The 12,220-nt window shown below is 69.5% G+C and carries 9 protein-coding genes; 3 read left to right on the top strand and 6 right to left on the bottom strand.

What is annotated here, in order from left to right:
- Positions 1 to 88 precede the first annotated feature (88 nt).
- A complete protein-coding gene (locus OG510_RS22455; protein WP_406139080.1) occupies positions 89 to 1,693 on the bottom strand; it encodes a sodium:solute symporter family protein in 1,605 nt (534 codons plus the stop codon).
- A 379-nt stretch (positions 1,694 to 2,072) separates the two neighbouring features.
- Positions 2,073 to 2,864 (bottom strand): SDR family oxidoreductase, encoded by a 792-nt coding sequence (locus tag OG510_RS22460; RefSeq protein WP_406139081.1) that lies wholly within the window; start codon positions 2,862 to 2,864, stop codon positions 2,073 to 2,075.
- Between the two features lie 142 nt (positions 2,865 to 3,006).
- On the opposite strand from OG510_RS22460, the gene OG510_RS22465 reads away from it, so the two are divergent.
- Positions 3,007 to 3,873 carry a hypothetical protein gene (locus OG510_RS22465; RefSeq protein ID WP_406139083.1) on the top strand — a complete coding sequence of 289 codons (867 nt, stop codon included), beginning with the start codon at positions 3,007 to 3,009 and terminating at the stop codon, positions 3,871 to 3,873.
- A 156-nt stretch (positions 3,874 to 4,029) separates the two neighbouring features.
- Here the strand turns inward: OG510_RS22465 and OG510_RS22470 are convergent, their stop codons facing one another.
- From OG510_RS22470 to OG510_RS22480, 3 genes are all read right to left on the bottom strand, one after another.
- Positions 4,030 to 4,239 (bottom strand): DUF397 domain-containing protein, encoded by a 210-nt coding sequence (locus tag OG510_RS22470; protein ID WP_406139085.1) that lies wholly within the window; start codon positions 4,237 to 4,239, stop codon positions 4,030 to 4,032.
- 188 nt (positions 4,240 to 4,427) lie between these two features.
- On the bottom strand, positions 4,428 to 5,285 hold the full coding sequence (locus OG510_RS22475; RefSeq protein WP_164263853.1) for a helix-turn-helix transcriptional regulator: 858 nt from the start codon (positions 5,283 to 5,285) through the stop codon (positions 4,428 to 4,430).
- Between the two features lie 284 nt (positions 5,286 to 5,569).
- Positions 5,570 to 6,283 carry a GPP34 family phosphoprotein gene (locus OG510_RS22480; protein ID WP_164263855.1) on the bottom strand — a complete coding sequence of 238 codons (714 nt, stop codon included), beginning with the start codon at positions 6,281 to 6,283 and terminating at the stop codon, positions 5,570 to 5,572.
- Between the two features lie 193 nt (positions 6,284 to 6,476).
- Between OG510_RS22480 and OG510_RS22485 the strand changes: the two genes are divergently transcribed.
- Both OG510_RS22485 and OG510_RS22490 read left to right on the top strand, forming a co-directional pair.
- Positions 6,477 to 9,020: a D-alanyl-D-alanine carboxypeptidase gene (locus OG510_RS22485; RefSeq protein ID WP_406139086.1), complete on the top strand. Its 2,544-nt coding sequence runs from the start codon at positions 6,477 to 6,479 to the stop codon at positions 9,018 to 9,020.
- Positions 9,021 to 9,203: 183 nt separating this feature from the next.
- Complete coding sequence (locus tag OG510_RS22490; protein WP_406139088.1) at positions 9,204 to 11,087, top strand: MFS transporter; 1,884 nt, start codon at positions 9,204 to 9,206, stop codon at positions 11,085 to 11,087.
- A gap of 39 nt (positions 11,088 to 11,126) precedes the next feature.
- Here the strand turns inward: OG510_RS22490 and OG510_RS22495 are convergent, their stop codons facing one another.
- Positions 11,127 to 12,215, bottom strand: coding sequence for a C40 family peptidase (locus OG510_RS22495; protein WP_406139090.1), 1,089 nt, complete (start codon positions 12,213 to 12,215; stop codon positions 11,127 to 11,129).
- Positions 12,216 to 12,220 lie beyond the last annotated feature (5 nt).

Genomic DNA, 12,220 nt, shown 5'->3' on the forward strand with positions numbered 1-12,220 from the left:
CGTGGTGGGGCCCGCCCGGCGTGCTCCCTGCCGGACGGGCCCCCGCGCCCCCGCGCCTCCGCGCCGCCGTGCCTCAGTCGTCCGCGCCTCAGTCGTCCGCGCCCTCGCGCCGCACCGCCTTCGTGTCGGCCGCCGCCCCGCCCTGCGCGGGTACCGCGGCGGCCGCAGCCCCGGCCGGGCCGTCGCCGTCGCCGTCGCCGTCGCCGCCCAGGTTGACCTTCGCGATGATCGCGTCGCGCTCCGGTGTGTCCTCCGGCTTGATGAAGCCGATCAGGACGTACAGCACCAGCGAGACCGCGAGCGGCAGCGAGACCTGCCACTCCAGGGCGACATCCGCGTTGGCCGAGCCGTCCAGGTGGTAGTTGGTGAAGTAGAACGCGAGCAGCCCGGCCGCCCAGCTGACCAGCGCCGCCGTCGGTCCGGACTTACGGAACGAGCGCAGCAGGCCCAGCATGAACGGGATCGCGATCGGGCCCATCAGACCGGCCACCCACTTGATGACGACCGAGATGATGTCCTTGAACGTCGGCGAGTTGATCTGGGTCGCCAGCGCCATCGACAGGGCGAGGAAGCCGAGCGTCGAGACCCGCGCGGCCAGCAGCCCGGTGCGGCTGCTCCACTCGCGGGCCGACTTCGACATCGCCGGGGCGATGTCCCGGGTGAAGACGGCCGAGATGGCGTTCGCGTCCGACGAGCACATGGCCATCGTGTGCGAGAAGAAGCCGACGACGACAAGGCCGAGCAGCCCGTGCGGCAGCAGTGACTCGGACATCAGCGCGTACGCGTCCGACGCGTCCGGCTTCTGCGCGTGCACCAGCAGCGGCGCGCACCACATGGGGAAGAAGAGGACGGCGGGCCAGACCAGCCAGAGGACGGCGGACAGCGTGGCCGAACGGGTCGCGGAGCGTGGGGAGTCGGTGGCCATGTAGCGCTGGGCCTGGTTCCACATGCCGCCGTTGTACTCGAAGGTCTTGATGAAGAGATACGCGAGCAGGAAGGTCATCGTGTACGGGCCGGCCGTCGGGTCCGCGTGGCCGCTGGGTAGCTTGTCCCAGATCGTCCACAGGGCGCTGAACCCGCCGAGCTTGCCCATGGCGGCGACCAGCATCGCGACCCCGGCGACCAGCTGGATGATGAACTGCCCAAGCTCGGTGAGCGCGTCGGCCCACAGCCCGCCGACCGTGCAGTAGATGGCCGTGATCACACCGGTGATGAAGATGCCCTGGGTGATGGTGATGCCGGTGAAGACGGCGAGCAGGGTGGAGATGGCCGCCCACTTGGCGCCGACGTCCACGATCTTCAGCAGCAGCCCGGACCAGGCGAGGGCCTGCTGGGTCTGGATGTTGTAGCGGTCCTTCAGGTATTCGAGCGGTGAGGCGACATGGAGCCTGGACCGCAGCCGGTTCAGCCGGGGTGCGAAGAGCTTCGCGCCGATCCCGATGCCGATGGCGATCGGGAGCGACCAGGTGACCATGGATGTGAGTCCGTACTGGTACGAGATTCCGGCGTACCCGGTGAACATCACCGCGCTGTAGCCGGACATGTGGTGGGAGATGCCCGACAGCCACCACGGCATTCTGCCGCCGGCGGTGAAGAAGTCGCTCACGTTGTCCACGCGCTTGTGGGACCAGAAGCCGATCGCGATCATCACGCCGAAGTAACCAATGAGCACGGTCCAGTCGAGACTGTTCATGTGCCCCCTCCAGGGGTCCGCCTGTACTGAGTTCATCTCGATGAACCGCGATGGAACCTCGATGAACGGGAAACGCTTCGCCAGTACGTCGATCGGGCGGTGCCCCCGTGCGGGACCGGGGACTTCACGGATTGAACCCTCTGCGCCAAGGGCCGGTCAAGGGTTGAGCGATCACAAATATGAACGCAGATCAGTAAGCAGAACGATTTTACGTCGTCTTGACCTCCGGACCCGTTGCTCCCGGAGTGACGCGGGCCACACGATGAGCGGGCACTTCGCCAGCAGTGTTCATACGGAGGCAGAACAGCAGGACCGCACGGGATGCGGGTCCCGTGCGGTCGAGAAGAGGAGGGGCGACTGAACTGTCCGGCGCGCCTGTTCAGCGCATCAGTTCACCGGCGTTGACCAGCAGGGACTGGCCGGTGATGGCCCGTGCGCGGTCGGAGGCCAGGAAGATCGCGGCGTCCGCGACATCGCCGTCCGTGGCCAGCTCGGGCAGCGCCATACGGCCGGTCAGCCGGCTGAGCACCTCCGCCTCGGGGATGCCCTCGGTGTGCGCGGTGAACTGGACGAACGCCTGCACCGGCGGCCCCCACATCCAGCCGGGCAGCACGGTGTTCACCCGGATCCGGTGCGGCCCCAGTTCGCGCGCCAGGGAGTACATGGCCGAGGTGAGCGCGCCCTTCGACGCCGCGTACGCCGCCTGGTGCACCTCGGACGGTGCGGCCACCGATGACTGCGTCCCGACGATGACGACCGCCCCGCCGCGCTCCTTGAGCCCGGGCAGGCAGGCCCGCGTCATCCGCAGCGTACCGAGCAGGTTGACGTCGATGACGCCCTGCCAGGTGTTGAAGTCGGCGTCCTGGAGCCCGCCGAAGTAGCTGTCCCACGCGGCGACATGGACCACCGCGTCGATCCCGCCGAACCGCTCGACGGCCAGCGCGGCGAGCGCGTCGCACTGCGACTCGTCGCCGATGTCGGTGGAGAGGTACGCGGTCCTGGCGCCCTCCGGGTCGATATCGGCTGCGGACTTCACCAGATTCGCCTCGGTGCGCGCGCCGAGTACGGCGTTGCCCCCGTCCCGTACGACGGCCGCGGCCACCTGGTGACCGAGCCCGGCCCCGACCCCGGACACCACGACGGTCTTCCCCGCGAGCGGCGCGTCCGGCACTGCGGCGGACGGGAATTGAGCTGACCGGGATTCGGCGGGGCGGCTTTCCATGGTGGGGCCCTCCGGACTCTGGCAGTTTTTCTGACGGAGCGTCAGAGTAGGTCCGTCCGGTGGTGGAGGGAAGAGGAAGGATGGGGTGCTGATGAAGGACGAACCGTCCAGCGGGAGCGCGGGCAGCGGTACGCGGAGCGAGGTGTACGGAGAGCTGGCCTCGGTCGGGCCGTACGGGGTGCGGCCCGGCCATGCGCTGATCACCATGGTGGAGCCGCACCCGGGCCATGAGTACGCGTACAACCGGTGGTACGAGGACGACCACTTCTACGCCGGGGCCATGGCGATGCCCTGGATGTACGCGGGCCGCCGCTGGGTGGCCACCAGGGAACTCCAGGAACTGCGCTACCCGGAGAAGTCGGCGGTCGCCCAGCCGGTGACGGCCGGCTGCTACATCACGACGTACTGGGTGACCGAGGGCCGCTACGACGAGCACATGAAGTGGACCGTCGGCATCAACAAGCGGCTGAACCGGGACGGCCGGGTCCATCAGGACCGTACGCATGTCTTCACGTCGTTCCAGGACCACGAGGCGACGGTCTACCGGGACGGTGCCGCCGGGCCGCGCGACTTCCACGCGCTCGACCACCCGTACGCCGGTCTGGTCGTCGAGGTGATCGACACCGAAGGCCGCGAGCAGCGCGCGGAGTTGCTGGAATGGCTGCGGACGAAGCGGCTGCCGAAGCGGCTCGCGGGCGGGCCCGCGGCGATGGTGACGATCTTCCGGCCGACGCCGCTGCCCAGCGACCGGATGGCCTATGTGAAGCAGGTGGAGGGGGTGGACACCCGGCTCACGCTGCTCTGGTTCCTGGAGAGCGACCCGAGAGAGGTCTGGGAACGGTGCTTCACCGGGCTCGACGGGGACCTGGTCGAGCGCGGCCTGGGGCGGGTTGAGCTGGTGGCGCCGTTCATACCGACCGTGCCGGGGACCGACCGCTACGTCGATCAGCTGCGCTGACGACCTGCTTCGGCCGGCTGCGCCGACGTCCTGCGTCGCTCGGCTGCGCCGGCCGGCCAGGACGTGCGGCCGTTCAGGGCCGAGCCCCCTCGGCCGGGACGGCGATCCAGTCGAGAGGGCTCTTGTTCACGGTCGGGGTGATCACGGGGCCGGGGGTCAGTCGAGAGTGAATGCGCCCTGGCCCACTTCGCTCACGAAGCTGTTCCACGAATCGGGAACAAAGGTGATCGACGGGCCGTCGGCGACTTTTGAGTCCCGTACGGCGATGGCCTGAGTAAGCGGTGACTTGACCTCAACGCATGCACCATTTCCCGTGGAATACGAAGACTTGGTCCAGGTCTCGGTCGCGCCCTGCTGAATTGCCATGTTCGCTCCGGTAAGCAGTGGTGTGCGCCAACGTTCTCGATGGCGCGCTCGACGCTACTCGTGAACTCCGTTGGCCGAGAGGGCCGTTCACTCGACCGGATGGCTTATGCCGGTTCGGTCTTACGCTCCGGGGCGACTGGGGTGTATTGTGCCGACCCCGATTGCAGGAATCGGACATACGCGGCCATTCAGCGCGCGTAGCCCTTGGCGATATCCATGATGAACTGCCGTGTCTGGTCCACGTTGAGCGCCTGGGCACGCAAGTGCTCATACATCACGCTGTACTTCTGCACATCGTGCGCTTTCTCCAGATAGAGATCGCTGGTGACGCCCTCGATGTAGACCACGCTGGAATCCGCCGCGTCCGGGAATTCCAGAATGGCGTACTGCCCGTTGATACCGGGGTGCGCGCCCACGGCGAACGGCAGCACCTGCACGGTGACGTGGGGGAGCTGGGACAGCTCCACGAGGTGTTCCAGCTGGGCGATCATCAGCTGCTTGTCCCCGATGACCCGGCGCAGCGCCGACTCGTCGATGACGACCCAGAGCCGTAGCGGGGACTCGTCGGCGCTGACCCGCTCCTGGCGGCGCAGCCTGACCTGGACCCGCTTCTCGATGTCGGTCACGGCGGTCTCCGGCAGCGCACCGGCGATCAGGGCCTCGGCGTACTGCCTGGTCTGGAGCAGCCCGGGGACGACCTGCGGGTCGTACACGCGCAGGCTGGCCGCGTCGGTCTCCAGACCGATGTAGACGCTGTACGGGATGTCGCCGAAGGCGTGCCACCAGCCCTGCTGGCGCGAGTCCTTGGCCATCTGCATCAGCGAGTCGACGATCCGGTGGTCCTCGACCTCGTACACCCCGCAGAGGTCGCGGACGTCGCGCTGGCTGATGGAGCGGCGGCCGTTCTCCAGGCGGCTGATCTTCGACTGGGAGACCAGCAGGCGCTCGGCGACCTCTTCGGCCGTCATGCCTTTGAGTTCGCGGAGCCTGCGCAGCTCCTGGCCGAGCCGGCGCCGCCTGACAGTGGGATTGACGTTGGACGCCACGGGAACTGCACCTCCGGCTTTGACGTACTGAGCCCCACGGCGAATGTGCCGGTAGGTCTTACGTCTCAGCAGATTGCCATCAATGCGACGCGCTGCGCTGGGAAATGGCCAGAGAGTGAGCGCGCGGGACCGGCGACTTGCCGGCCCCGCGCGCTCGTATTGCGGCTCCCGAACCGGGTCTTGGGGACGTCGGTGCGGTGGTCCTGGTACTTCCTGGTACTCGTACTGCGGTACCCGTACTGCGGTTCTCGTGACTTCTCGGGCGGACTTCTCCGTCCGACTTCTCAGTGCGCCGCCACGCGGGCCATGGACCCGTGGTGCGACGGCATCGGCGCGGCATTGCCCGGTGCCGGTGCTGCACGGCGCGGCTGTGCCGCCGCACCGTTCTGGACGTCCATGACCGCATGTGCCACGAGACCGCCCATGGGGTCGTGTCTGATCAGGTCCCGGAGGCGGGAGCGCGATGAACGCCCCTCGTTGCCGGGATAGAGGTGCTTGCCGAGCCCCACTGCGTGAGCGAGCGCGGCGAGCGCCGCGGTCCGCGGGTCCGGCGGTACGCCGGTGCGGATCGCACTGTCCAGCCGGGCTCTGATATCCCGGCTGATCGCTGTCTCCGTCGCCTGGTAGCGAGTCGTCGGCAGCACTCCGCACATCTGGCCCGCCACGGCATGCACCATGCCGCACCGCTCCAGATGAGCGAGGTAAATCTGACGGAGCCCCAGCCGGGGCCCGCCGATCCAGTGGACTGCCCGGACCGGGCTGCCGCGCCTGCGCAGCAGTTCCAGTGCGGAGTCCAGTGTCGGATCTCCTGTCGGCCGTGCCATCACCACGGCGATACGATCCCCGTCCGGGGCTATCCGTCCTGCCAGAGCCAGCTCTACTAGCTGGGCTCCGGCCAGGCCGAGGTCGAGCGACTGCGGCTGCGCTGTGGTACCCGTGGTCGGGTCCAGAGCGAGCAGTAGAAGCTCTTCCGGAATCGTTCTGCGGCTCCTGCCCATCCATGCCTCCCCGCGTGGATGAGTGACAGGGTGACCCCTCTCACATTGGTCTGTCGAGGGCGCCTGGGTGTTTTGTACTGGAATCTAGATGTATGTCGTTCTCGTCCGGTGCAGCGGTTAAGCGCCCACACAGGACACTGGTAGATGGTTCGGACAGGCGGGAAAACCCGCGCGGCGTATCCAGGAGGCATCGGTGGCGGGCGAGTCCCCCGACAAGTCGGAGCAGCGGAAGTCGTCAGAGGGAACGGCTCCCGGTACGAGCGATCCGAGGCTTGCGGTCTTCCGCTCGGTGCCGGATCCGGAGGCGGGCGCGGCATCCGGCTCGCAGTCGGGCGACGCCCGACTGCGTGAAGCGGTGGCCGCGTGGGTCGCGGGGGCGGACGCCCCCGCGGATGCGCCGGCGGGCGCAGCCGGTGCGGACGGCGCGGACGGCGCGGACGGCGCCGCGGAGGCTCCGGATACGCCTGATGCGCCGGATGCCGCGGGCGGCCCGGAAGCGTCCGGTCCGTCCGGTGCCTCCGGTCCGTCGGATGCGGCGGAGACCCGGGTCATGCCCGGGATGGCCACTGACGCGCCCGAAGCGGGCAGCGAGGGCGCTCAGGGCGCCTCCGGGGCCGTATCCGCCGCCGACGCCCCCGAGGGCGCTCCGGCGGGCGGAACGGCGCGCACAGGCGCTTCGGACGGCGCGGGCGACCCCGCCGAGCCGGACGGCGACGCGGCCGCCGGCGCTGACGGTGCTGCGGACGCCGGTACGGATGCGGGCACGGCCTCGGACACCGGCGCGGATGCAGAACCGGCTGACGCCGATGCCGATGCCGATGAGCCCGACGCGAAGCCGGCCGGCGACGCCGGGAAGGACGTGGCTGCGGCTACCACCGCCGAGGACAAGCCCGCCGCCGAGCCGGACGCGAAGCCTGACGTCGCAGACGCAAAGGCCACGCCGAAGGGTGAAGCGAAGGCGGACGAGCCGAATCCCGAGGGGAAGTCGGCAGCCAAGCCGGACGCGAAGCCGGAGACGACTCCGAAGCCGGAAGCCATGCCGGACGCCAAGACGGACCCGAAGCCGGCAGCCAAGCCCGGCGGGAAGCCCGACGCCAAGCCCGGCGGGAAGTCCGAAGAGAAGGCCGCACCCAAGGCGGACGAGGGCGCCGCGTCGAAGGCGGACGACGGTCCCGTCGATCAGCCCACCGGCATCTTCCGTGTCCCCTCACGCCCGGTCGACCAGCCCACCACCACGCTGAAGCGCAGCACCTTCGTGCCGCTGCGCCCCGACGACGTACCCGCCGAGCGCAAGAAGCCGCAGCCGGCCCCCGCTCCGGCCCCGGTCCCGTCGCCCGCCAAGCCCCCGGCCGGCGTTCCGGCCGCGAGCGCTGCGGCGGCGCCCGCCGCTCCGGCCGGCGCCGCGGCCCCCGCGCAGCCGGGCATCGTCGAGCCGACCCGGCAGCAGCCGCTGCCGCCCAAGCCGCCGCTCGACCTGCTCGCCGAGCTGACCAACAAGCCGGCCGCGCCGGAGACCCCGGTGCGCACGGTCGTCAGGCGGTTCAAGATCTGGACGCCGCTGGTCGTCCTGCTGCTGATCATCTTTGCAGTCGTACAGTCCGTACGGCCGCTTCCCGACCCGAGCCTGACCCTGACCTCCGCGCCGTCGTACTCCTTCGGCGGGTCCAAGGTGACACTCCCGTGGCCGAACGAGGGCCAGGGGAAGATCTCCGTGGCGGGGCTCGGTGCCGTGGACAGTTTCGGGACCGAGAAGCCCGTACCGATCGCGAGCATGGCCAAGTCGATGACGGCCTACCTGATCATGCGGGACCACCCGATGAAGCCCGGTGCGAAGGGCGCGTCGATCCCGGTCGACGCCACGGCCGAGAAGGAAGGCCACTACGACCAGAGTGGCAATGAGTCGACTCTCAACACCATCAAGAAGGGCGACGTCCTCTCCGAGAAGGACGCGCTCAGCGCGATCATGATCCCGTCCGCGAACAACGTCGCGCGGCTGCTCGCCCGCTGGGACGCGGGCTCGGAAGCGGCGTTCGTGAAGAAGATGAACGACACCGCCAAGAAGCTCGGGATGACGCAGACGAAGTACACCGACCCGTCCGGTCTGACCGCCTCCACGGTGAGCACGGCCGACGACCAGGTGAAGCTGGGCGAGGAGCTCGTGAAGATCCCGTCGCTGATGGACATCACGAAGCTCCCGAGCTGGACCGACCCGTCGGGCAAGACCTGGAGCAACTACAACCGGCTGGTCCCCTACAACGGTGCGATCGGCATCAAGACCGGCTCCACCACCAACGCCGGTGCCAGCCTGCTCTTCGCCGCGAAGCAGCAGGTCGGCGGCACGACGCAGTACATCGTCGGAGCGATCCTCTCGCAGCACAAGACGCCGATCATCGACACGGTGAACGCGGTGAGCAAGTCGGCGCTGCTGGCCACCGAATCCGCGCTCACCTCGCGGAACGTGGTGAAGAAGGGACAGGTCGTCGGGTACGTCGACGACGGGCTCGGCGGGCAGACCCCGGTCGTCGCCACGAAGGACTTCGAGGCGGCGGGCTGGGCCGGTCTGAAGGTCGACATCAAGATCGGCTCCAACAAGACCATCCCGCACTCGGCGAAGGCCGGAACGGTCGTCGGCCGGCTGACCGTCGGCTCGGGACCGGGCAAGGTCACCGCCCCGGTCGCCCTCCAGGGAGACCTCGCCAAGCCCGGCTTCGGAGCGAAGCTGACCCGCATCGGCTGAGCATCCGACCGGGTGCCCGATCGGGCGTCCGACCGGGCGTCCGACCGGGCGTCCGAGTGAGCATCAGGGCTGCCGCCGCCGGCCTTCACGACCGGCGGCGGCAGCCCTTTTCGTACGTGTTAGCGTCGCTGGGCAACTCTGGGCGCGGGGACTGCGTCCTCCTTCGCAGGAGAGCGAGCCTTGGTGACCACTGCAGACCCGACACGTGAAGAAGGCGGAGGAAGCCCCCGCGCCGGGGGCCTTACCGGCCTGCTCTCACGGGGGGACGGGCCGCAGCAGCGGCCCTCGGGCCGGAAGCCGTGGGCCTGGCCGGCCGCCCACCCCGTCGTCACCGCGACCGCCGTGGCGGCCGTCACCCACATCCTCTGGTTCTTCTTCTTCGCCAACAGCGGTGGCGACCTCGCGGCGCAGGACGCCTGGGCCGAGTTCGTCGGCCGCCACCCGGCATCCGCGTACAACCTCGCCTGGTACGGCGGGATGCACCCCGTCTCGTACAGCGTGGTCTCGCCGTATCTGATGTCCGTGCTCGGTGTCCGTTCGACGATGATGATCGCCGGGACGGTCTCCGCCGCGCTGACCGCGCTGATCCTCGTCCGGCTGCGCGCCGTCCGCAATCCGCTGCTGTGCGCGCTCGCCGCCGACTTCGCGTACCTCTGCAACGCGCTCTCCGGCCGGGTCACGTTCGGCCTCGGCACGATGTTCGCGGTGGGCGCCGTCGCCGCCGTCTTCTGCTGGCCGCACCGCTGGCGCGAGCGGCGCTGGGCGAAGGCGTGGGTCGCCGCCCCGCTCGCCGGGATCGCCACCGCGAGCAGCCCCGTCGCCGGGCTCTTCCTGGGCGTGGTGGCGGCGGCGCTCTTCCTCAACAAGCGGCGGCCCGGCGCCTATGCGCTGGGGCTCGCGCCGGTCGTCGTGGTCGCGCTGTCCGCCTGGCTGTTCCCGTTCTCCGGCACCCAGCCGATGTCGGTGGGGACGGCTTCGCTCCCCTTCCTGTACGGGGTGTTCGTCCTCTTCCTCGTCCCCAAGGAGTGGCGCACGGTCCGCACCGGCGCTGCGGTCTACTCGCTGGGCGTCATCCTGACCTGGCTGATCGACTCGCAGATCGGCTCGAACGTCTCCCGGCTGCCGATGATCATCGCGGGCGTGGTGCTGCTCGCGGCGCTGCCGTACACCGTGCCGAAGTCGCGCAAGTGGTACGCGCTGGTGATCGCGTTCATCGGGCTCAATGTGTGGATCGGCTTCAAGGGCGTCGACGACGTGGTGCGCACCGCCCCCGCCGCCTCCTGGACCCGGGAACTGGCCCCGCTGGTCAACGAGCTGCAGAAGCACAGCGCTGACAAGGGCCGGGTCGAGGTCGTCCCGGCGAGCAGCCACCGTGAGGCGTCCGCCCTCTCCCCGTACGTCAATCTCGCCCGCGGCTGGAACCGCCAGGCGGACATGGAGCGCAACCCGCTCTTCTACGACGACTCGCTCGACTCCGTCAACTACCGGTCCTGGCTCTCCCGCTGGGCGGTCCGGTACGTCGTCCTGCCCACGGGCGCGCCGGACACCGGGGCCGGCCAGGAGGAGAAGCTCGTCCAGGACGGCCTGCCGTATCTGAAGCGGCTCTGGGGCGACCGGAACTGGCAGCTGTTCGCGGTCGACCGGCCGACGCCGATGGCCGACCCGCCGGGCACCGTGGAGCGCGCGGAGGAGGGTGAGCTGACCGTACGGGTGCACAAGCGCGGCCGGGTGCTGATCCGGATCCCGTACTCACCGTGGCTGGGGCTGGTCGACGACAAGGGCAAGAGCGTCGAACCGCCGCAGGAGACGGAGGCGTCCAAGGGGCGCGCCGAGGGCGAGCCGAAGGTCTTCAGCAATGTCCGGGGCTGTCTGGTGAAGACGGACAAGGACGCGGACGGCGACGAGTGGACGGAGCTGCTCGCCCCGAAGGCGGGTGTGTACCGGCTGGCGTCGCCGTACCGGCTGCCGCGCGGGACCCCGTGCCCGGACGAGCTGAAGGACAGCCTGCCCGCGGGCGGCCCCGGCCAGCACCTCACCCCGGGCAAGCCGGACTCGGGGCACCCCTGACTGACCTCCGGGGCCTGCCCCGAAGGTCAGCCCAGGCCCTCAGATCCGCTTCGCGCTGCGCAGCGTCGCCGCGTAGTAGCCGTTGCCGTCGAGGCGCGAGGTGCCGCCCTTGTCGCCGATGGTCGGGCCGTTCACCTCTTCACGGCTGGAGACGAAGATGAGGTGGCCGTCCGTGTCATGGCCCATGTACATGCCGACGTGGTCGAGCCGCTGCCCTGTCCGCTGGTCGAGCTTGAAGAACACCAGGTCGCCGGGTTGCAGCACATCGATCGAGGTCGGCCGGTCCGCCGGTGTGATGCCCTTGAGCGGGATGACGTCGGAGCCCAGCTTCGAGCGGGCGATGCCGTTCGCGGTGCGGGGCAGGCCGTCGCCCTGGCCGTCCAGCGGCGCGAGCGGGTAGCGCGCGCGGTAGCCGAAGACCGTCCGCATGAAGCCCGAGCAGTCGATCGCCCGGTAACGCGCCTTCTGCGGCTGCCGGGTGACCCCGTTGCGGAAGGTGTACGGAATGCCGAGGTAGTCGAAGAAGTCCGACTGTTCGAGGCGCAGGTCGTTGCCCTCGCTGCCCTCGGGGTTGATCGGCCCGAAGTTCGCGTCACCCGCGTACGGGACACCCTCGTCGTCCTTCTTGACCGGCGCCCCTTCCACGTACTGGAAGGCGAAGGCGAAGATGTCGTCCTCCTCGCTGCCGTAGTACTTCTTGAACCAGTCCTGGAACCACTGCTGCTTCTCCGCGCCCTTCTTCCACTTCTCGGGCATCAGCCGCACCCAGCTCTCGCTGACCACCCTCGACTTGGTGTTGGCGGGCTCGGCGAAGGTGCGCGACGGGCCGGTGAGGGTCGCGGTGCGGGCGTTGTCGGTGAAGGTGGCGAGCACCTTGCCTTCGGCGTCGCGCAGGACCGTGCGGGCGGGCGAGTTGAGCCGTTCCCAGGTCTTCCCCGCCTTCAGCGAGTCGCCCGCCGTCCGCAGCCCCGGCTTGTCGGTGACGGCCTGGACGGTGGGCGCCTTGGCCTGTTCGTCCTTGCGCAGCTCGACGGTGAAGTACGCGCTGGCCGCGAGCAGCGCGAGGACGGTGGTGGCATGCAGGACCTTGCGGCCACGCTTCGACTGCTTGGTACGCGGAGCGGTCATTGGAT

It is taken from the genome of Streptomyces sp. NBC_01089 (assembly GCF_045162975.1).
In the GTDB taxonomy this organism is placed as follows: Bacteria; Actinomycetota; Actinomycetes; order Streptomycetales; family Streptomycetaceae; genus Streptomyces.

Bases quoted from the DNA above. Each gene is read 5' to 3' on its own strand.
- OG510_RS22455 (WP_406139080.1), bottom strand. From the start codon at position 1,693: ATGAACAGTCTCGACTGGACCGTGCTCATTGGTTACTTCGGCGTGATG.
- OG510_RS22465 (WP_406139083.1), top strand. From the start codon at position 3,007: ATGAAGGACGAACCGTCCAGCGGGAGCGCGGGCAGCGGTACGCGGAGC.
- OG510_RS22470 (WP_406139085.1), bottom strand. From the start codon at position 4,239: ATGGCAATTCAGCAGGGCGCGACCGAGACCTGGACCAAGTCTTCGTAT.
- OG510_RS22480 (WP_164263855.1), bottom strand. From the start codon at position 6,283: ATGGGCAGGAGCCGCAGAACGATTCCGGAAGAGCTTCTACTGCTCGCT.
- OG510_RS22495 (WP_406139090.1), bottom strand. From the start codon at position 12,215: ATGACCGCTCCGCGTACCAAGCAGTCGAAGCGTGGCCGCAAGGTCCTG.